Below are 22,352 nucleotides of genomic sequence, written 5' to 3' on the forward strand. Positions count from 1 at the left end.
AATAATATACAATTGTAGATTATTTTACATAATAGAAGAGTTTATTGTATAATAAAGTAATATAAGTTTAAGATCATTGAGTTTATATCTTTTTTTATAAATGGAGTAATGTATTTAGGAGGTTTATTTTATGAATAAGCGAGAAGAAGCTTTAATGTTATTTGATAAAGGGTTTAATTGTAGCCAAGCTGTTTTTAGTGTATTTTGTGAAGAATTTGGACTAGATAAAAATATAGCATTAAAGGTTTCAACAGGTTTTGGTGGGGGACTGCGTAATGGTGAAATATGTGGTGCTGTTTCAGGAGCAATAATGGCAGTTGGTCTAAAGGAAGGACACTGTATTGAAAATGATTTAGATTCAAAAGATAGAGCTTATTCACATACTAGAGACTTTATTGATAGATTTAAAGAAAGAAATAATACGATAATTTGTAGGGAGTTATTAGGTCATGATATTTCTAATGAGGAAGAATTACAAATTATTAAAGACAGAGGATTATTTAACACTATATGTCCTAAAGTAATAGTAGATGCTGTTGAAATATTAGAGGATTTTCTTTGTTTAGATAATAAGGAATTTGGTGAAAAGGTACCAAATGTAGAGTATAAGGAGCGAGTTGCTGTATATGCTTTAATAGTAGACAATTCTAAAAATATAGCAGTTATTAATACTAGTAGGGGGAACTTTTTGCCAGGTGGAGGGTTAGAAATCAATGAAACACTACAGGAGTGCCTGCATAGAGAAATTATAGAGGAAACAGGATATAAAATTGAAATAGATAGATTTATCTGTAAAGCAGTACTATACGAATATTCTCCAAAGTTAAAACGTTACATTAAAGGGATTGGATACTTTTACAAAGCTGATTTATTAGAAAAGGCATGTGATGCAAAAGAAGAAGATCATAACCTATCATGGTTGAGAATAGACGATGCAAAAAACAACATGCTTTTAGAACATCAAGCATGGGCAATTGAGCAAATTAGTAATTTATAAGAAAATGTATTAATTTTAAAATAAGGTTAGGAGAAAATCATTATGCCAAAAGTCAAATTAACAATATTAGAAAGTAAGTGTAGAGGTAATTATCATAAAAAAGGTGATATTCATATTGTGGAGGATATTTGTCCACCTATCTGTCATGAGTTATGGCAATGTATGTATCCTTGTATATATACTCTATTAAATAATGGAGATTTAGATTATGGTAACACTAAAGCAAAAAAGTTTCAAATGAGATGCCCTGATAACGGTAGAGTTTTAATTCAAGGGGAAGTATATGATGAAGTGATAAAAGATTTAGAGAAATGGCAGCTTAAAGATTAAAAAAATATTTAACTATATAAAGGAGAAATTAATATGTGGATGATAAAATGGAACATTGTAAGTAGAGGTCAAAAAGATTATTTAAGAGAATTTTTTAATGATGGTAAAATATTAAAATTCGAATTTGAGGAAGATGCTTTACGTTTCTTAGAAAGATTAAGAGAATTAAATAATAATAAAGAGATATTTATTAGTTATACTGTTTGCAGATTTGCAGGGGATAGAAAAGAAAAATACAGATTAGTAAAATCCACTACTTTTGAAAGAACTGTTGAGGATGTTATAGCATATATCAATCATATTTAATTGGACAAGGCATTTTACGTAATTACATTGAATGATGAAAGGGGACATTCTACTATGATAAAAGGAAAGTTGATTAATTTAAGAACTATGAGACAAGAAGATATTGATGAAATATTTTGTTTAACTAGTGATTTATCTCAAAGAGGTGAGTATTGGGATGTTCGATTATCTAGTGAACCATCTTTCAAAAAACGATTTCAAGAAACAGGATGTTGGAATGATACTTTCGGTACAATGATTATTACAAATAAAGAAGGTAGATTGTTAGGAGAAATATCTTATTTTAAAGGGGTATGGTATCTACCAGGATATGAAGTAGGTTATAGAATATATAGAGATGAAGATAAAGGAAAAGGATACACCTCTGAAGCACTCAGACTATTCACAGCATATTTATTTGAACTAAAACCAATTAAACGCCTTGAGATTCAAGTATCAGTAGGAAATATACCAAGTCGCAAAGTTGCTGAGAAAGTAGGATTCAAGTATGAGGGATTAAAGAGGCAAGCTGTTTTTAGTAAAGGAAAGTATGAAGATATAGAGTTGTTTTCTCTTCTTAGAGAGGAATGTCTAAGTTTAAGTGAAGTATTGTAATATATTAAGAAAAATAATGATTATAAAAGAAGCTATTCCTACTCTTAAAGGAATAGCTTTTATATTTTATTTAAAACTGTTTATAATCAAGTCGTTTTTTTATTCAAGCATATTGAATATAAGATAAAAAATCTAGATTAAAAATGATTATAAAAGGAATATATTGAATAATATAGAAATATTAATCGGTGGTCTATTTTGTAGAATCTCTATGTGAATAAGAATACCTAAACATATGTTTAGGGAGAGGGAGTAAGTGTGTTATGGAAAGAAATGAATTTTACGAAGCTATAGCAAATAAAATTTCTAAGGAAAAACAAAATCATAAGCCTCTTCTTGTAGGGATAAATGGAGTGGACACTTCGGGTAAATCAACATTTACCAAAGAGCTTGTTAAATATCTGTCTGAATTAGGTTTTAAAACTCAGATAATTTTTATGGACGATTTCCATAATCCATCACAAGTTAGAAATAGCGGAAAGGATCCCATCAATTCATATCTTAATAATGCTTTTAATCTAGAAAAAATTGAAAATGAACTATTAAAATCAATTTCTTTAGGTGGGAAGGTAGATAAAGAACTTCTACTGTTAAATCTAGAAAATGATGAGTATGATATAACCAAAAGATATATCATAGATAAGGAAACCATAGTATTATTTGAGGGGGTATTACTTTATAGAGAGCCGCTTGATAAGTATTTTGATTTGAGAATCTTTATAGATATTTCTTTTGATGAAGTGTTAAAAAGAGCTAGGAAAAGAGATACTGACTTATTTGGTGATAGAGTTATACAAAGATACAAAGAAAAATATATTCCTGTACAAAAAATCTATTTAGAAAAATTCACACCTAAAGAAAAAAGCAATATTATTATTGATAATGAAAAATACATGAATCCTAATATTATAAAAGTTAATTAGCTAAAAATATGAAAAGATGCAAAGTACGCAATAGTCTTATAAAGATAAATACCTGGTAGGCACTTCTTTAAAAAGAAAGATGGAGAATTAACTACACATTATATACATGTAGAACAAATTAATGGTAAGTTATGGAGTAATCATATTTTGTTTCGGGATTACTTAAATAAAAACCCAGAAATTAATATTGAATATTCTAATCTTAAGAAATGTTTAGAAAAGGATTTTTTCGAAAACAGAAATAATTATGCCATAGGAAAAGATCCCTTTATCGAAAAAGTTATCGAAACAGTCGAAAGAGAAAATAGAACTATATTAAAATAAATAGATATAGAATGTACTATACTATATAGTATAAGGAGAATCAATAATGAAAGATTATATAAAATGGATAAGAAGCAAAGTAGGTCATGAAACAATAATTTTGAATTTCTCAGGTGCATGTATTACAAATGAAAGAGGAGAGATATTGCTTCAAAAAAGAAGCGATAAAGAAGAACTTTGGGGGTTTCCAGGTGGAGCTCTTGAAATTGGAGAATCTATCGAAGAAGCTATGATTAGAGAAGTTAAAGAAGAAACAGGATTAGATGTTAATGTTGAATATCTAATTGGAGTGTATTCAAAATATTTTAGTAAATACCCTAATGGGGATAGCGCACAATCAATAGTCTATTTCTTTAAATGTAATGTGGCTAGTGGGGATTTGGTTATTGATAATAAAGAGACATTTGATTTACGGTTCTTTGATAAAAATAATATACCTAAATTATTTATTCAGCAACATACAGACATGTTAAATGATTATCTACAAGATAGAAAAGGGGTATTTAAATAAGATTACTTAATTAAGCAATCATAAATAATTAGAAGATATATAATCATATCAAGGTATTTATCAATATTAAAGGGTGAAAAAATATAATATATAGTATTATGACTATTTGTTAAATAACTTTTGAGCATTTTCAAGCAATTCAAATGTATCAATTATTTTTCCCATGTGTGAATACTTTTTTAGATGAGTTCCATTTAAAAATATATCTATTTTATTGGATTTACAATCATCATGCAAGCTGTTAATCAATTTATTTAGTTCTTCACTTGAATAATCTTTTTTATCTATAAATTTCTGAGCTATTATATGGTTGCTTTTAATGTAACTTAAAATAAACATTCTACATGATTTAGAAATGGAAATGTAATCATCAATATTGCTAGAGGTTAATAGAACACATTGATCAACAAAAAACACTTTTTTAGGAGCTAATGTAGTAAACATGAAATCATCTATAAGTCGTTTCTCAATGGACATAGTATCATCCTCTGCAAGTATGTATATTTCTGGTTTAAAAATCTTTTCACTTAAAGTGTTTAAGTTTTCATATACTATTGGTTTTATTTTCTTTTTCATATTATCAGTATCAAAGATATTAACATAAAAGGGGATATTGGGATATGTTTTTAAATCCTTGAATGAATATTCAATTAAATTACTTTGATCATTTATACTTATTAGCATCTTATTATCTCTAAAAATCACAAAAAATCTATTTTTCATAATACACCTTCTTCAAGTTTTACTTAAATAACTCTAGTTTTATTATTTCCATAAAAAAATATAATGATTTAAATTTTTAATATATATGATTGGAAATATTTTGGGTAAAGATAGATGAAAATAAAATTTACACATCATTAGTAGCGCAATAGGAAAATATTTCGAACATTTCCTGGGAAATATTGGAATATAAATTAGTAATTATATTGCTCTTAAATTAAAATTCAAATGTTTATTGGAGGAAAAGAATATGATTGTAGGGAAATTAATTGGAAAGGGTGCCACAGCAGATGTCTATAACTGGAGCGAAAATAGTATTATAAAAATCTTCAAAGAACATGAGCCTGATGAATTAATAGAAAGAGAAATTCATAATACAATAGCGTTAGAAAATTGCTCATTTAATTATCCTAAGTTTATTCAACAGCTGAAATGGGAAGGGAAAAGAGCTGTTATTTATGAAAAAGTAACTGGCGATTCTATGTTAAATCAAATTGAAAGGTCACCTCTCAATTATAAAAAGATTGCACGTAAGTTAGCTCATCTTCATTTAAAGGTACATGAAAATCAAGTTGAGGGTATACAAGAGCAGTATGTATATTTCAAAAAGCGTATTTCATATACGAGAGATTTAACTGATGAAAAAAAAGAGAAATTATTTAAATTAATTGATATGATGCCTGTGGGAAATAATCTATGTCACGGTGATTTCCATCCTGATAATATTATTTGTAGTGAAAAAGGTGATTATATTATTGATTGGGCTGATTGCTGTATTGGTAATAGATGTGCAGATGTAGCAAGAACAATATTAACATTAAGAACTGCTTCAATACCTGATCATACTCCTAAATTCAAAAGAAAAATAATTCAATTTATTCGGAATAGATTTTCCAAAGAATATATTAATGAGTATTTACGATTGTCAGAGCTAACTAAAGAAGAAATTATTCAATGGAATGTTATAGTAGCAGCATTTCGTCTTTGTGGTGCAGCAGGAGATGAAAAAAGTGTAATTTTAAAAATTATAAATAGTTATTTTGAACAAGACTCAAAGTCCTTTGAATCTTGAGAATATAGTTAGACTATCCTTTGGTAAAAGAATATAAGTGTAATAAGATATCTCTATTAGAGTCTATAAATTTTGCTTATATCTGATTTGATTAAATTATAATAGTTAATAGTATTTTCAGATTGTAGGAAGACGTGATCTTCATACAAATATTGTGAGGTACCACTTGGTGACAAAACACTTGCACTAATTAAGCTGTTGTTAGAGTGCCGCGAAGAAATACCGAAGCTTTTCACTTATTTACTACGGAGAGAGTTGACCTCATCACAGAAAGAGCAGTTCAACATTTGACTAAGCGCCTAAGTAAATTAAGTGGCATTGAATTTAGCCCTCATACATTATGACATGCTTACTGCAAAAGACTTGCAGATAAAACGGGTCAAATCAAGTTGTTACAGATTTAGCGGGTCACTCAATTATAAATGCTACACGTATTTATGTTAAACCAAGTAAGGAAGAACCTAAAGTGTATGTCAATGATGTAGAATTTTAAGGGGTATTAATAAGAAAAAGAAGTATCAGTCAAAATATAAGTGGTAAACAAAGCCGGTTGCTTTTTTATCCTTTTTGTGGACAGTATATTAGACACCACCTAAAGGTAGTGTCTTTAGTTAGAGCAATATTATACAGCAGACAAGCTATAGACTCGGTTAGCTGACTAATGTGTTGTGGCTTGTACGTAGGATTGACATTTATCTGCCACAACGAACTTTGATGCCTTGTTAAATACAGCGGCAACTACTATCAATATAGTTTTTTACTTAACTTAAACATTATTTAGTAGTATATCATGGATTATAGTGATTCTATAGAATATGTATAAATAGTGTCAGTTTTGAGGAATCCTAAAGACTCATACAATTTTTTTGCTGGTATATTTCTCATTACAACTTGAAGAGTAATTTCGTTTATCCCAAATAGAAATGCTTCATTTATTGATTTTTCTAATAAACTCTTTGCATATCCTTGTCTTCGATGATTTGAATCTGTTTCTATAAAGAGTATATCTTTCTTTTTATCTCCATATACTGAACTAACAACTGAACCAACTAGTTCATCTTTATCTAGTGCAATTAGAATATCAAATTTATTTAGGTTTGATAATAAACGTTCACCAGTCCAATAAACATTCTTGTGATTTTCATCATGAACCCTACAAAATGATTTATAATACTTTTCAGTAATAGGAACTATTAACTTATTTTCTTTTGAAGGTTGAAAATCATCATTAACAAGCTTCATTTTTATATCTGGTGAAATACAGCTTGCACCAATACTTTGCATAAAATAAATTGCTTCTTTATTTTCTTGAGAATAAACCGCATCTAAATGAAATCCAGCATACTTTTCTTTTATATATGTATAAAATAGCATAGCTATTTCTTGAAAGTTTTCCGCAGCATATAACCCCTTTGTTATTTCTATATATTTATCATTAGTTTCTACCAATATAGCTAAAACTCCTACAATTTTATCTTGTTCAGTGCATACTAAGACTTTGTCATCTTCATTTTTTATCCTTTTTCTAAAATTAGAAAGTATTTTTTTATAAAAGGTAGTAATAGTTTCACAGTTATCTATCTTCATTCGATTGACATTGCTTGCATATTGTGCTGCTTCTTCAAGCCTTGTTTCATCTATACTAAGAATCATCATATTGAATCGCCTCTTTCCTTATATATTTAGTTCAAATAAAAGTTTTATAAATAAGATGAATTATTTTTATACAAGAAACTTATAAAATAAGCCCCAAAAGTCTAGCCCCGATATTGCCATTGCATATAACTCTAAAAGTTTACGACGTTACGTAGTGAGTTTTTATATATAATAGGATACAATACAAAGAAAAAATGCACAAATTACTATTTAATTATATCACATTTTTCCATATTCGTTTAAATTACTCTATTATTGTAGATTGTGAAAGGTTACATAAAGTTTAAAAAACAAAACACAACCACCCAAACCATTGATATTAAAATGTTTATAGTTAGTGTCTTTAAAGACTACTCTACCCATGTGGAACTGTGGTTAAGTTAAGTAAGAAATAGCAATGGTTTTTGGATTTTAACTTGTACTAAAGAAGTGCGTTAGTAGCCATAATGTCGCCATGAGATTTTCATGGCGACATTTTTAATACTAGAATAATTTAACAGAATATTTATTAATAGAAAAATGTGAAATGTGAAGTATTCGTCTTCAATGACTATAGCTTTAATGAAGAAAAACATACATTTATTTAGATTTTATTTAAGATTATAAATTAAAATAGTATAATAAATTTAAACAATGTGTATTTAAACTAATTATACATTTATTTACACATTAATGAAGTAAAATGTAAACTATTTAGGAGGCAATAATGAATTGTGAATCATGTAAAATTAATGAAATTGAAGTAATAGAAAAAAATGATGATGAACAGCAACCGTATTTATTATGTAAAGAATGTCATAAAAAATTAGTGACTTTATCATTAAGACCTTTAGAATGGTATAATCTAGCCGTAATACATAGCCCACATGAGTCTTATCTTTATGATGATTTTTATGATGATGGTATAGCATGTGCTGCAGAAGAGGATGTGATAGAAGCAGAAAAGTATCCTTGTCCTACATTAATAGATGTATGTAATGATATGAATGATTTATTGGATTATTGTATGACAAAATATTTTGTTTATGAAGAAGAATTAAGGCATTTTGCAATGTTTGATAAAGAAGATCTTAATAATGAAATAAAGAATAGATTTGAAAATACAAATAATATGTTGATAAAGTCAAGATTAATTGAAATTTGTGGCAAGTGTTTAGGGAGGGTATGTCAAGAGTGGATTATTAAACTATGGGAAAATATAGATATGGAGTTACTAGTGTCAATATCAAATGCTACAGCATATGCATTACCAGAGAATGAGGGCATTCAATTAGTTCTTGATGCATTAGATAAAATATCTTATAAAGAGTTACCACATATTGCTTATGTTTGTTTGTATAAATTTAATTCATCAGAAGTATTGAAGTGGATAGAGAAAAAAGTTAAAAGTCCTGTAAAAGATCAATTGGGTAGACTAGCCGCAGTTTCAAAGCCTGATTGGGATATAATTAGTAGATGGATAGATATGGGGAGACCATATAGTTTAGTTGCGCTAGATACTTTATATAATATTATGCCACCAGCATATAAGTCTGAAGTACATGAGGAACTAAATCCTAAACTATTGAATCCAATTTCTGTAGAGTTAATGACAGCTAAATTAAAAGAATATGAAAGTATAGACAGTGTTCCACGTGTGAAAAGGATAGTGAAATCAATAATAATTAACTGGAATAAAATTATTTAATAGTATGAGTATTCTATAAAAATGATTACAGATGAAGAGAATTAAAAAGAATAAGATTAAGAGAAAAAGATGTGAAAGTAGACAAGCATTTTCCTAAGCCCCATAAAGGGATACAACGATACAATACTTTGGACCAAATAGGAGTGGACCTTAAGGGTAGAGTCAGCTGAAGTGATTTCACAAAATATCTTATCTAACTAATTACATTAAAAATTAATATTAATGTAAAAAGAATAGAATTTACTACGATTAGGGGATAAAGAAGATGAGTTATCTTTATTCTCAAACCATAAATAGGATGAAAAATTCCAGTAGTAGCATTTGTTCATGAAATGCTACTACTGGAATTATTTTGTTTGAGAATGAAATGGTCATTATTTGCTAACTGATATGGAATTTCTCCAAATTGTATTCAACCCTTAAATCTAGTAAAATATAACTATTAAACAGAGATATGGGATACTAAGTTCTTTATATAGAGGGAGGCTAGTTATGTTTGAATATTATGAAGGTTATGAAATAGATGGGTCAGATACAAGCTATAACATTTTAACACCAGAAAAAGAGAGATTAAAAGAAGTTGTTAATTATTATCTTAATTTAAAAATAATTAGAAAAGATATTCCTATAAAAATTACTCGAGTTAATTCTGAACGAAGAGGAAAGCTTTATAAAAAGTCATATTATAAGCATGAATTGGATTTGATGTGGGAAGAGATATATAGTTCATCAATCAAGTCCTTTGAAATCTCCTATACATATGTTAATCCGTATAACCTCTATCCAGAAATAAAGAGAGAGTTGATAACAACTACTGTCAAGAACTCTGGGTTAAAAGAAGAAAAGCTGGTTCAACCAGTTTTCGCACCTAATTATTATACACAAGGTTATATGGAGTTTTTTTTAGAAACAGATATTGCTAAAAAAAGGTATACAGAATTTAATGAGATATGTGGGGATGAATACTGTGATAGACAAAAAGATAATCCAATTAGGTTTGTAGATGTTTATTGTGCCTTGGGGGGACCTATTGTTTTAAAGTATTATGCATTACATAAGATTGCCGAGGCTTTTCCAGAATTAGAAATTGATGCGGAAGCTAATATTGCAAATATATCATGGTATGATACTAATCTAGAAGATTTTTTATATGAAGAAATTGATTTATTATCAAATAATTTATATATGACAATTGATCGTATATTGAATCTTGAGTGTGTTAAAACAAATAAAGAAAATCCATTTATAAATGTCTATCACTGTAATGATAAAGAAAAGTATAAACAATTTCGTTATGAGTCAATCTCCTATAAAGAGAAAGAGCCTAAGGTTTTAGGTCATATTGACACAGAATTAGAATGTTTGATGGGATTATGTGAAAAATTTCATGATAGGACTTTAAGAGGTCATATTGAATTTGCTAAACAAATTGCACCATTAGGGTTTGTTACAGATTACGAATTCTATAGGTGCACGTCTATAGGTATACAAATCATTAAACCTAATTCAAACTCAATTAACAATGGAATAATATATTTTATTAGAAAAAATTATGACATTCAGTTAAAGCTTCTAGTTCCACAAAAGCTTAGGTCATATTTTGAACAGATGCTTGATTTATGATAGGGGATGACAAATAATATGCAAGTTAAACAATACAATAATAAGCTTTACCTATTTGAAAAAAGAACAGGAATGACAGGGGTATTTTCCTCTAAGGAAAAAGAATTATTAGTTAAGTATGCAAAAGATGGTATTAAAACTCCATTTATAGACCGATTACATAGTCTTGGTATACTTACCAAAAACTTTGGTTCAAATGATATTATAAAAGTAGTAAAGGAAGGTAAGGATAATTTACGTCTTGATGCTCTGCATATTGACATAACAAACACATGTCCACTAAACTGCCCTCAATGTTATAAAGAGGCGGCTAATGCGATTCAGATGCCACTACAAGTTTTTAGGTCCTGTGTTGATGAAGCACAGACGCTTAAGCTTTTTCAGATTGCGATTGGGGGTGGGGAACCATTAGTTCATTCTCAAATTGTAGACTTTGTGGAGTATGTTTCAAAGACAGAAATGTCCATTACAATGACAACAAGTGGTTATGGTTTAACACAGAAATTATTAGATAAACTTATTAAAGCAGGATTAAACCATATGCAGGTGTCTCTTAATTCAATTTATAAAATTGTAAATGAAATATCTAGAGATGGGTTTCATCATGCTATCCATGCAATTAAAATTCTTAGTAATACAGATTTATCTTTTGGTATTAATATAGTTATTCGTAAAGATAACTTAGATACTTTCATAGAAACAGTTGAGTATGCAAAAAAAATGGGTGCAAAAAATATAAATCTTTTACGGTACAAACCATCTCCTACAGAAAATTATAGAGATTACGCACTATCTAGAGAAGAGTTTTATCAATTAGCTAGATGGATAAAACAAGTAAAAGGAATTAAAATTAAAGTGGATTCAGCATATTCTAATCTGCTGATTTATCTTAATAATGGACGTGTTAATAAAGAACGCTCAGGTTGTATGGCAGGTAAAAGCTTTATAGCAATTTCTTCCGATAGTACTTTTAAACCATGTAGTCATCTTAAGGTGAAAGAAAAAGCTAATTCGATTTATGAATACTATACAAAAAGTAAGTTCATACAGGTTCTAAAGAATAAAACATATCACATAGAAAGTTTGTGTAATACATGTAAATACATAGAAGAATGTGGTGGGTGCATGGCTATTTGTGATTCACTTTATAAAGATTCAATGAGGGGAGAGATGGAGTGCCCTACATACTTGGAGTAATGCTATGTTTGAGTATTTTGGCGAATATGATCTAGAAGCAATAAAAAATGTTTCAAAAACTACGAAGAACAGGAAAGATTTGAAGAATCATTCGTTGAATAGTTCAATTCAGATAACACTTAGATATAGAAATGAAAAGGAATTTCAAGAAGATTTAAAGGAATTTGAGAGATACAAAAACTTATATGAACCTTATGGAAAATATGGATTAAGGGGATATAAATATGATGTAGGTAATTTTGGTTTTCTAGATCTTGAAATGAGCGATTATTTAACGTAACTAGCAGAAGTCTCCTATCTTCTATAAGTGGGAGATGAATGCGTAATCTTAATACTTTTACATGGATAAAAAATCATAAATGTGAAATAATAAGAATGAATGTTCTATGATTCATTATGATTGTAATGAAAAGTAAAGGTGTTGAAAGTAATGAAAATCAACAAAGCATATAAATTCAGAATGTATCCAAATGAAAATCAAATAAAGATTATTGAAAAATCTTTTGGTTGTTCAAGATATGTATATAATCATTTCTTAAACCAAAGGAATGAAATATATAAAGCTGAAAAAAGATGTATGAAATATAAAGAACAACAAAATCAATTACCAAGTATGAAAAAAGAACTTGTATGGCTTAAAGAAGTTGATAGTACATCACTGCAGATGTCACTAAGAAATCTTGATGCTGCATTCAAAAATTTCTTTGAAGGTAGAGCAGACAGACCAAAATTCAAAAGTAAAAGAGACAACTATAAAACATATACAAGTAATTTTGTGAATAACAATATTGAAATAAAAAAAGATAAAATAAAACTGCCTAAATTGAAATATGTTAATGCAAAAATTCATAGATATGTTGAAGGTAGAGTAATAAACGCTACTGTTTCTAAAACATCAAGTGGTAAATATTTTGTATCTATATGTGTTGAAACAAAGATAGAGCCATTAAAAAAAGTATCGGGGAATGTTGGTATAGACTTAGGGTTATGTCATTTTGCAATATTATCAAATGGTGAAAAGATTGAAAATCCTAAGTATCTAAAAAAGTCATTAGATAAATTGGCAAAGGAACAAAGAAAATTAAGTAGTAAAGAAAAAGACAGTAACAATTGGAATAAGCAAAGAATAAAGGTTGCTAGACTACATGAACGTATATCTAATCAAAGATTAGACTTCATCCATAAGCTATCTAAAAGAATTATAAGCGATAATCAAGTTATAATTCTTGAAGATTTATCAGTTAAAAATATGATGAAGAATGATAAATTAGCTCAAAGTATTTCAGATGCAAGTTGGTATAAATTTGTTACTATTCTAGATTATAAGGCAAAATGGTATGGAAGAAAAATTCATAAAATAAATAGATGGTATCCATCATCTAAAACATGCAATAATTGTGGTCACGTTTTAGATGAAATGCCAATGCAAATAAGAGAATGGAAATGTACTAAATGCGATAGCATTCATGATAGGGATATAAATGCCAGTAGGAATATCTTGAAGCAAGGGTTATTAGAAATAGCCTAAAAAAATAAGAACCGTAGGTCTTACGGAGATAGCCTGTGGAGAAAGTAGATTGCGAAATCTGTGAAGCAGGAAAAGTTCTTGGATATACCAAGAAGCCCCCACTTCAGCGTGAGTAAGTGGAGGGAGAGTTCACAAGAGTCTGTAAGAAATGGTATTGCTTCTGAAATGTATTATAAATATTATGAAGCAGAATGGGACATTTGGCATGCTGGCTATACAGAATTTAAGAAAATTGAAAATGAATTGACAAAGTAAATGATTTACTAGTAAGTAAGCTTTGGTATAAGGTTATGACTAACATGTGCCTCTAGGATGTGAAAGTTTTTTTATGTAGTTTTAAAGATAAAGGATTATGAGTAAAGCATATAATGTAGGTTGCATAATGAGTGAATATTAACAATAAGGAATATTAAATGTGATTGTCGCCACACTGTCACCCACAGAAAAATTACCCATCGACAGGAGTTATGAAGATCAGCCTGAGAAGGAAGATTACATTAAACATTCTAGTACAGGTACGGTCAAACCGCCATAGCACACTTTATCGATGTTGACAATATAGTACTAAAGCAATATTATGTAATATAAAGGTGGGAATAGTAACAACTGGTTTTTTTTGCCGACATCGCCGGAAACGAGTGTGGGACAAGCTTTGAAGACACACTTGGTTTTGCCATAGGTCTATATATACTTTTTCTTTTCTATATGATAATATCATTAATTCCTTCCTACGACAACTATCTTACCACCTGGGGAGTATTTATATTTTCGCCAGAAAATAGCATTATTCTCTTGACTCTTCCTTTGGGTAATCCTTTATACTAAGTTTATCATTACAATTAAGAAAAGAGGTGAAAACAAATGAACAACCTAATCAAAATCAGAGATGTGTCAAGCAAGTATGACATAACAGCCCGAACACTGCGTTATTATGAGGACATGGGATTACTGTCCAGCACTAGAAGTGATGACTACAAATATAGAATGTACGACGAAAATGCTGTTAGGCGGCTTGAACAAATACTAATTTTACGCAAGTTGAATATCAGTATAAAAGACATTCAACGTGTTTTCAATACTTCCGGTACTGATGTAGTTTTAGAAGTGCTTGGGAAAAAAGTGGAGAGAATAGACGATGAGGTTGCACTTTTACATGAGTTGAAGGGGATCGTCCTAAATTTTATACACGAAATCGAACAAGTCAACTTTGCAGACAACTCTGACATAAAACTGCTGTATAACAAGGCTAAAGAGATTGAAACAAATTTATTAAGCGTTGATTATATTGGCAAGCCCTCCAATGTAAACCGATTGATTAAAATAACTGAAAAATTAGATAAAAAAATTCCTGATATAATGGTGGTTAGGATACCGGAATTCAAAGGGGTAACGTGCGGGGAACAACCGTGGGAGGAAATGTTCAAAGAAGGCGGATATATGTATCAATTATGGCAGTACTGTCATTTGTATAAAAGTATAATTTTCGATTGTTTTGATTTTTTGATTTCTAGAAATGACAAAGCTGAATGGATATGTGCCGTTAAAGATTGTGTTACCGATGTGGATGTAACTCCTTTTAAACTGTTCGATTTTCCGGGAGGGTTATACGCTATGGCAGTGAGTATAGACGAAGATAACGAGAGCATACATAAAGTGGAAGATAAAGTTCGCCAATGGATTGAAACCACAAATTTTGAGCTTGACAAAGATCGGGATATTATGTTCAATATGCCTTACTTATATGAAGATGGAAGAGATACTGCCTATAAAGACATAGAAAAAGGACTTGGCTATAAACAGATGCAAAGATATTTTCCTATAAAGCTGAAAGATGATATTTAAGCGCTTTTATAAACTATAATGAAAATTACAACATTAGAGTAGTTAAAAAGATAATTTTGAGGGAAAAACAAAATGAAAGGAGAATTACTCATGGAAAAAACAATGGGGGATATGGCAAAATGCCTGAAACAACTAATACCAGTGAATATTCCTGAAACATATACAATCAAATCTATGTTTAAAGAAATTTCAGAGGAAGAGGACATACGAAAAGGTGTACTTGCTTTCAGAGAGTTTTTATATAGATTTTGTGATCGTTTAATCGCTGACAAAAGTTTATGTGATATACCTAAGAAAGGTAAGAACAAGTTTTCAGATGAAACAACTTTGTCAGTGGAGTTTCCGTTCTTAAATAATATTAGAAGTATACTATTGAATATAGGTCAGCATGGTATATTATCCGAGAAATGTGATTCTCTGTTGGTTAATGACTGGGAAATGCTTAGCCTCAAAAGATCACTCAATAAAAATTCAACTACAAAAATTTCTGTTCCTCAAATGATTAAAAGTATGCGTTTTCTCACTGAATGCGGTATTGATTTTGATGGTATTGACTTGAGTGTGAAAAAACCTGATGTATCAAATATTGATGCAATAAGAATTACTTATCCGGATAATCACATTATGCTTACTGGATGGAAGGTTTTGGGGATTGCTCAGAATGAACTATCATCCCGTAAAAATGACGATATTTTACTGAGATGCGATTACAGGATGCTGAAAGATGAGGATATACAAGTCGACTCTATTATGAAAGACTTTGTCTATCACTTATCTGTTCCTTTAAAAGAGTTTGTTTTAAAATTTCACGAACATTATCTGGAATCTGGAATGAAATGCAATGTAGAATTAGGGTTCATGTGTATTCATGTTATCTACTCGTATAAAGGTAAATCAATCTTGAGGTTTTCCACATCCTTGCATAACGGTTACCGTATGATCCTTAAAACAAAAAACACCTCAAAATATGCTGATGTGATCGAGGAATTCCCTGTGTCTTTACGGGAAAAGATCTTTAAAGGATATGGATGCGATAGAAAAAATGGTACCGGTCACGGCAATTGCCAAAAAGGGTGTGAAGGATTTCGTTTTTCTTTGGATGAATCATTACTTGATATAAGTCAGGAATTAGAAATATGGCTAGATAGCGAGCTGGCAAGTATGCAAAAAAATAAGAAAGGTTAGAAAACACCTCGCGGTACTATGGTGTGAATAGTAACCTAATTGGTTCTAAAAATATCAGTAAAAAATCCTCATAAAAATTCATAGAATATTTGTATTTGACAAAAATTATATGTAGTGATAAAATTATGGTAATAAAAATAAAGGCAAAGAAGAGAAGTAGTAAATATACTTGTATTGTTCAGAGAGAAGATGGTTGGTGCGAATCTTCACAATCAATATATTGAAGCAGTCTCGGAGCTTTGAACCGAAATAATAGTAGGCTTCAACGGAAATCCACCGTTATCATAGGATAGAGTATCGGTAATATGAGTTGCCCGTACTTGATGAGTGTAGAGATTATCTCTGAATTTAGGTGGTACCACGGATTAAGAATTCGCCCTAAGCTATTAAAGCTTAGGGCTTTTTATATGCAATCTTATAAGAAAGGATGATGGTTATGTTAGCAAATGAATTAAGACAACTTTATGTATCATACTACAAAGAAAGGGGACATCAGGTAGCCGCAGCTGCATCTTTAGTGCCTGAAAATGATGCAAGTGTATTATATACCACAGCTGGCATGCAACCACTTGTTCCTTATCTTTTAGGAAAAGAGCATCCATTAGGGAAACGTCTTGTGAATGTACAAAGATGTGTAAGAACAGGAGATATAGAGGAGGTAGGTGATGATTATCACTTAACTGTCTTTGAAATGCTGGGAAACTGGTCTTTAGGTGATTATTTTAAAAAAGAGGCAATTACCATGAGTTTTGAATTTCTTACAGAGAAACTTAATATACCTGTTTCTAGACTTGCAGTAACTGTTTACAAAGGAAATGATAAAGTGCCATATGATGCTGAAGCTACTCAGACATGGTTAGAGCTAGGATTAAGTAAAGAACAGATTTTTTATTATGGAGATGATGAAAACTGGTGGGGACCGGCTGGTGAGACTGGTCCATGTGGTCCTGATTCAGAAATGTTTTATGTTAATGATTTACCTGATTGTAGCGAGGAGTGTGGACCAGCATGTGGTTGTGGAAAGTATGTTGAATTGGGGAATAATGTTTTTATGACATATAACAAAGATAAAGATGGAAATCTTACTGAATTAAAGCAAAAGAACGTTGATGTGGGTTTAGGATTTGAAAGATTATTAATCCTAGCAAATAGTCTACAAAATGTATATGAAACAGATTTATTTGTTCCATTAATCAATAAATTGGAAGAAATAAGCGAGGTATCATATGATAAAAGTAATGAAAAGATTTATAGAATCATATGTGAACATACTAGGGCTGCTGTATTTATTCTTGCTGATCCAAAGAATATTGTTCCATCAAATTCAGAACAAGGTTATATACTTAGACGACTTATTCGACGTACTATTCGAATGATTCATAAGTTAGGTGTTAAAAAGAATATATTACCTGAATTAGCTCAAGAAGTTATTGAAATATATGGTGAAGCATATCCTGAGGTTAAGTTATGCAGCGAAAATATCATTAAAGAATTAAAGATGGAATATGATAAATTCAATAAAACTCTTCAAAGTGGATTGAAAATGGCAAACAAATATTTTGGAAAATTACAAGTTGGTGAATGTTTGAACGGTCAACAAGCTTTTAAATTATTTGATACCTATGGTTTCCCTATTGAATTCACATTAGAACTAGCAGGGGAAAAAGAAATTCTTGTTGACGTAGAGGGGTTTAAAGCAAAGTTTGAAGAGCACCAGGAGAAATCCAGAAGTGGAGGTGCTGGGAAATTCAAAGGAGGGTTGGCAGAACATAATCGTAACAGTATTAGACTACACACCGCAACGCATTTGCTCAATAGTGCGCTGCGTCAAGTTCTAGGAGATTCGGTTTTTCAAAGAGGAAGCCACATTAATTCTGAACGACTAAGATTTGATTTTTGTTTTCATAGAAAGTTATCTGATGAAGAGATAAGTCAGGTAGAAAGCATTGTTAATAAGGCTATCAAGGAGGAACTTGATGTTAATTGTATGGAAATGAATGTAGAAGATGCTAAAGAAAGTGGAGCAATAGGAATATTTGAATCAAAATATGGTGACGTTGTTAAAGTTTATGATATTCCAGGATATTCTTTAGAAATATGTGGTGGACCTCATGTTTCTAATACAGCTGAGCTTGGGTATTTTAAAATAACTAAAGAGCAAAGTTCTTCTTCAGGTGTAAGAAGAATAAAAGCTATTGTTGATTTGGATTAATATAGGTTTGGTATAAACTAACAGTTGAGTTTTTCGTTATTCTAAAATATGTGGTTAGTGTATTTAACTCAAACATCTTATACAATAGTATTCAGAAGTAATTGATCTGTTAAGTCTGTAAGATGAAAGGAGTCTATTATGAAAAAAATTGGTAACGGAAAAGTAAGAGATATTTATGAGGTAGATGAAAATAGCTTAATGCTTGTTGTGTCTGATAGAATATCTGCATGGGACAATATTATGCCTCAGGATATAAAGGGAAAAGGGATTATACTTAACCAAATATCTGCATTTTGGTTTGATTATGTTTCTGATATAATTCCAAATCATATAATTACTAAAAAGTTCGAAGAATTTCCAGAGGAATTCCAAAAAGAAGAGTTCCGAGGCAGAAGTATGTGGGTTAAAAAGTTAAAAATGCTTCCGGTTGAGTGTGTTGTGCGTGGTTATATTGCTGGTTCGGCTTGGAAAGACTATAACAATACTGGTGAAGTATGTGGAATAAAAATCTCACAGAATATGGAAGAGAGCGAAAGCTTTGAAGAAGTGTTATTCTCACCCGCTGCAAAAGCAGAAATGGGCGGGCACGATGAAAATATTTCCTTTGAAAAAGCAGTTGAACTAATAGGTTTAGAATTAGCTGAAAAAGTAAAAGCGATCTCAATTGCAGTTTACAATAAATGTGCAAGTTATGCTTTGACAAGAGGAATTATTTTGGCAGACACAAAATTTGAGTTTGGTTTGGATGAGAATGGGGAATTAGTACTTGGGGATGAAGTTTTGACACCAGATTCCAGCCGTTTTTGGCCACTTGATAAATATGAGGTGGGTAGGGAACAAGAAAGTTTTGATAAGCAATACCTTAGGGATTGGTTAAAAGCAAAGGGATATGTAGATAAAGCACCTGATGTTTTACCACAGGAGGTTTTGGATATTACAAAAGAAAAATATTTAAACTGTTATGAGAAAATAACAGGTAGAAAATTTGAATATTAAATTTTACTTTGAGAATTTGTTTTAATGTATATAGGGGGGAAACAATGAAGGATGTTGTTGGTTCAAATATAGCACGTTATCGAAAAGAACGAAACTTAACACAAGAGGAACTGGCAAAACAGCTTAGTATAACATATCAAGCTATAAGTAAATGGGAAAACGGGCAAACAAAACCAGATATATCTCTTCTTCCGGTTCTGGCATCTATACTTAATGTTAGCATAGATAGTCTTATGGGGTATTCCCATAATTTTGACCCTCGTTCTTATTATGAAGACGTCTACAATAAAGATGAATACTTTTGGGGAGTACAGCCGTCCACTATGTGCCTAAAAGTATTAGAATTGATGCCCCCTACAAAATCATTAAGTTTACTTGATATAGGATGTGGGGAAGGAAAAGATTCCGTTTTTTTTGCACGTTGCGGATATAAAGTCAGTGCATTTGATATTTCAGATGCTGGTATCCAAAAAACCAAAAGATTAGCTGAAAAAGCAAATGTATATGTTGATGCGTTTAAAGCTAATATATGGGATTTTAGGTTAGAAAAAAAATATGATATTCTATTTTCAAATGGTGTTTTGCACCATTTGAAATCTGAATTAAGAGAAGAAATATTTGCAAATTATAAAGAATTTACAGAAGACGGGGGATTAAATGCACTACAGTGTTTGGTTGAAAAACCATTTATCAGTCATGTACCAGGAAAATACAGTAATTCTGAACATTGGAAATCAGGGCAACTGTTCACGTTATATCATGACTGGTTCATAGAAGAATGTTCTGAATATGTATTTGATTGTAATTCATCAGGGATTCCTCATAAGCATGCTGCTAACAGAATGTATGCGAGGAAGATTATATAGAACTTGGGGGTATTAAGGAGATATAGAGTAAGGTAGTGGCATAGCCGCTGCCTTTTTTTGTATCTTTATATAAAAGAATGAATAATATGGATTTATATAGTAAAATAAGTATATACATATGGCATATAAAAATAACTTTTCAATTACTTATAAAAACTAAGACGAAAAAACTAATGGCAGAGTCATAGCTCCGCCATTTATAGTATAGATAAAATATAGATATTCGAATTATTTTATCTTATCATTAAGGTAATCATACGTAATGATAGCTTCCTTAGTGTCGATAGTAAATACTCCACCTCCATCATACGTATAAATTCTCACTTGATAAGATACTTTTCCGTATAATTCAAGAAGTATATCATTTGCTGATGTATCCATTCTGGGTAATATTGTAAAAACAACTGGTACTGTATAAGAATCGAAATTCATTGGATGATAAAATGTTGAGTTAATTTTAACTCTATAATGAGATGCAGCGCTAAGTTCTTTTTCCACTCCACCTTCCATGCTTTTACCAAATAAGTTATCCAAAGACCATGTAATTGGTAAGAATTTTCCTACTGTATCTAAAAAAATGTAATATAGTAATTTTTGATGGGGATCTGAAACTTCTTCTACATCAGGTGATACTCCCACTACGGTAGTTCTTCCATCTAAGGACTTAATACCTAAAGTTATACTATCAACTCCGTTACATTCTATTGAATAATATTGATCTTCTACATTAACATTATTTGTATATGAAAACAAGTCAAGAAGCATTTGTCTTTGTTCATTAGATTTACCTCTATAAGCTCTCATAAATACACCTGTTTTATCAATACCACTATCAATTAGAGCGGTCTTATAACCTTCGTATGTAAATTCAGGATACGTCTCTCCTCCACCATCTTCTACTGGAATGTAAAGATTCTTTACATCTTCTCCTGTTGTTTTGATTGCTGGAATAGTATTTTTCTTTATTAATGATTGATTCAATATAGGTTGTCCAATATTGAAAAACATTCCTGAATCAAGGTTGTCATTCTGAATAGTTAATGCAAGAAAATATCTTTCCTTATCAAATAACTTTTCAAATCTAATTATTGAAGGAAATTTTTCGCCATTTATAAATGCATCGCCCCTAATAATACCGTATAGCATCATATTTCCATCAATGTTTATTTTCTTAACTTTATCTTTAAAGTTAAGAATTACATTTTGACTATTTAATACAAATTCCCCACTTAATGAAACTTCAAACTCATCATTTTTCTCTGTTTGCTCAATAATAGTATCATAATCAAATAGTATATTAGATTGCTTAATCACCTCATCTTTTGATAAATTAAAGTTTTCTTTGAGTAAACTTACCGAGTTTCCTATTTCCCCCATAAATTTTAAGTTCAAAGACTTGCCTTTACCGTGATTAACTTTTCTGGACACAGCAAAAGCAGGAACAGAAAGATTAATTAATAATAAGAAAACCATAGTAAAAATTATCTTTTTTTTCATATTTTTACACCCCTTTCTACGATATTATATAATGTTTTTAGTTATATGTAAATAAATTTTTTTATATATTTAACTTATTCTTTGAAATAAAATATTTAAGCAAGTAATTACGCACTTTCTTATTGCATAATATTATTAATTAGTATAAAATGTAAATAATAACTATGCTTGTTTGTTGATATTTTTTTTTACTATTATAAAATTCAATTCATATTTACTGATCTTATATAGATTTAAGTTATATAATACTGTTTTGAAAGGTAGGTGTAATTTTCTGAAGTGC

General features: G+C 30.1%; 22 protein-coding genes and 1 other annotated feature. Of the genes, 19 read left to right on the forward strand and 3 right to left on the reverse strand.

What is annotated here, in order from left to right; translation table 11 throughout:
- Positions 1–130 precede the first annotated feature (130 nt).
- The 7 genes from OW730_RS14640 (at position 131) to OW730_RS14670 (ending at position 3,985) form a co-directional block, all read left to right on the forward strand.
- Positions 131–997, forward strand: a complete 867-nt coding sequence (locus OW730_RS14640; protein ID WP_271224801.1) for a C-GCAxxG-C-C family (seleno)protein — start codon at positions 131–133, stop codon at positions 995–997.
- Between the two features lie 42 nt (positions 998–1,039).
- Positions 1,040–1,327, forward strand: a complete 288-nt coding sequence (locus OW730_RS14645) for a TIGR04076 family protein (RefSeq protein WP_271224802.1) — start codon at positions 1,040–1,042, stop codon at positions 1,325–1,327.
- Positions 1,328–1,360: 33 nt separating this feature from the next.
- Positions 1,361–1,633, forward strand: coding sequence for a hypothetical protein (locus tag OW730_RS14650; RefSeq protein ID WP_271224803.1), 273 nt, complete (start codon positions 1,361–1,363; stop codon positions 1,631–1,633).
- Positions 1,634–2,227, forward strand: a complete 594-nt coding sequence (locus OW730_RS14655; RefSeq protein WP_271224804.1) for a GNAT family N-acetyltransferase — start codon at positions 1,634–1,636, stop codon at positions 2,225–2,227.
- A 263-nt stretch (positions 2,228–2,490) separates the two neighbouring features.
- Entirely contained in the window at positions 2,491–3,150 is a 660-nt protein-coding gene (locus OW730_RS14660; RefSeq protein WP_271224805.1) for a hypothetical protein, read from the forward strand.
- Positions 3,151–3,252: 102 nt separating this feature from the next.
- Entirely contained in the window at positions 3,253–3,474 is a 222-nt protein-coding gene (locus OW730_RS14665; RefSeq protein ID WP_271229573.1) for a GrpB family protein, read from the forward strand.
- Positions 3,475–3,520: 46 nt separating this feature from the next.
- A complete protein-coding gene (locus OW730_RS14670; RefSeq protein ID WP_271224806.1) occupies positions 3,521–3,985 on the forward strand; it encodes an NUDIX hydrolase in 465 nt (154 codons plus the stop codon).
- 102 nt (positions 3,986–4,087) lie between these two features.
- Here the strand turns inward: OW730_RS14670 and OW730_RS14675 are convergent, their stop codons facing one another.
- Entirely contained in the window at positions 4,088–4,708 is a 621-nt protein-coding gene (locus tag OW730_RS14675) for a hypothetical protein (protein WP_271224807.1), read from the reverse strand.
- 250 nt (positions 4,709–4,958) lie between these two features.
- Here OW730_RS14675 and OW730_RS14680 point away from each other — a divergent pair, with 250 nt between their 5' ends.
- Positions 4,959–5,780: an aminoglycoside phosphotransferase family protein gene (locus tag OW730_RS14680; protein ID WP_271224808.1), complete on the forward strand. Its 822-nt coding sequence runs from the start codon at positions 4,959–4,961 to the stop codon at positions 5,778–5,780.
- Between the two features lie 795 nt (positions 5,781–6,575).
- Here OW730_RS14680 and OW730_RS14685 read toward each other — a convergent pair.
- The gene (locus OW730_RS14685; RefSeq protein WP_271224809.1) at positions 6,576–7,436 is read right to left on the reverse strand and encodes a GNAT family N-acetyltransferase; all 861 of its coding nucleotides are present in this window, start codon (positions 7,434–7,436) and stop codon (positions 6,576–6,578) included.
- A gap of 706 nt (positions 7,437–8,142) precedes the next feature.
- Between OW730_RS14685 and OW730_RS14690 the strand changes: the two genes are divergently transcribed.
- The 11 genes from OW730_RS14690 to OW730_RS14740 all read left to right on the forward strand — a co-directional run bounded on the left by OW730_RS14690 (position 8,143) and on the right by OW730_RS14740 (position 20,572).
- Complete coding sequence (locus tag OW730_RS14690) at positions 8,143–9,123, forward strand: hypothetical protein (protein ID WP_271224810.1); 981 nt, start codon at positions 8,143–8,145, stop codon at positions 9,121–9,123.
- Between the two features lie 492 nt (positions 9,124–9,615).
- Positions 9,616–10,746, forward strand: a complete 1,131-nt coding sequence (locus tag OW730_RS14695; protein ID WP_271224811.1) for a hypothetical protein — start codon at positions 9,616–9,618, stop codon at positions 10,744–10,746.
- Between the two features lie 18 nt (positions 10,747–10,764).
- The gene (locus tag OW730_RS14700; RefSeq protein WP_271224812.1) at positions 10,765–11,943 is read left to right on the forward strand and encodes a radical SAM protein; all 1,179 of its coding nucleotides are present in this window, start codon (positions 10,765–10,767) and stop codon (positions 11,941–11,943) included.
- A 4-nt stretch (positions 11,944–11,947) separates the two neighbouring features.
- Positions 11,948–12,223, forward strand: a complete 276-nt coding sequence (locus OW730_RS14705; protein WP_271224813.1) for a hypothetical protein — start codon at positions 11,948–11,950, stop codon at positions 12,221–12,223.
- Positions 12,224–12,373: 150 nt separating this feature from the next.
- Positions 12,374–13,471, forward strand: a complete 1,098-nt coding sequence (gene tnpB, locus OW730_RS14710; protein ID WP_333781219.1) for an IS200/IS605 family element RNA-guided endonuclease TnpB — start codon at positions 12,374–12,376, stop codon at positions 13,469–13,471.
- Between the two features lie 60 nt (positions 13,472–13,531).
- Positions 13,532–13,726 (forward strand): hypothetical protein, encoded by a 195-nt coding sequence (locus OW730_RS14715; RefSeq protein WP_271224814.1) that lies wholly within the window; start codon positions 13,532–13,534, stop codon positions 13,724–13,726.
- A 606-nt stretch (positions 13,727–14,332) separates the two neighbouring features.
- Positions 14,333–15,313 carry a helix-turn-helix domain-containing protein gene (locus OW730_RS14720; protein WP_271224815.1) on the forward strand — a complete coding sequence of 327 codons (981 nt, stop codon included), beginning with the start codon at positions 14,333–14,335 and terminating at the stop codon, positions 15,311–15,313.
- A 90-nt stretch (positions 15,314–15,403) separates the two neighbouring features.
- Positions 15,404–16,498 carry a hypothetical protein gene (locus OW730_RS14725; protein WP_271224816.1) on the forward strand — a complete coding sequence of 365 codons (1,095 nt, stop codon included), beginning with the start codon at positions 15,404–15,406 and terminating at the stop codon, positions 16,496–16,498.
- A 137-nt stretch (positions 16,499–16,635) separates the two neighbouring features.
- Positions 16,636–16,882: a binding site (T-box leader), on the forward strand.
- A gap of 52 nt (positions 16,883–16,934) precedes the next feature.
- The gene (locus OW730_RS14730; protein ID WP_271224817.1) at positions 16,935–18,710 is read left to right on the forward strand and encodes an alanine--tRNA ligase; all 1,776 of its coding nucleotides are present in this window, start codon (positions 16,935–16,937) and stop codon (positions 18,708–18,710) included.
- 138 nt (positions 18,711–18,848) lie between these two features.
- Positions 18,849–19,706, forward strand: a complete 858-nt coding sequence (locus OW730_RS14735) for a phosphoribosylaminoimidazolesuccinocarboxamide synthase (RefSeq protein ID WP_271224818.1) — start codon at positions 18,849–18,851, stop codon at positions 19,704–19,706.
- A 44-nt stretch (positions 19,707–19,750) separates the two neighbouring features.
- The gene (locus OW730_RS14740; RefSeq protein ID WP_271224819.1) at positions 19,751–20,572 is read left to right on the forward strand and encodes a helix-turn-helix domain-containing protein; all 822 of its coding nucleotides are present in this window, start codon (positions 19,751–19,753) and stop codon (positions 20,570–20,572) included.
- Positions 20,573–20,800: 228 nt separating this feature from the next.
- Here the strand turns inward: OW730_RS14740 and OW730_RS14745 are convergent, their stop codons facing one another.
- Positions 20,801–22,069 (reverse strand): hypothetical protein, encoded by a 1,269-nt coding sequence (locus OW730_RS14745; protein ID WP_271224820.1) that lies wholly within the window; start codon positions 22,067–22,069, stop codon positions 20,801–20,803.
- Between the last annotated feature and the right edge of the window lie 283 nt (positions 22,070–22,352).

Source organism: Oceanirhabdus sp. W0125-5 (genome assembly GCF_027938815.1).
Lineage (GTDB): Bacteria > Bacillota > Clostridia > Clostridiales > Clostridiaceae > Oceanirhabdus.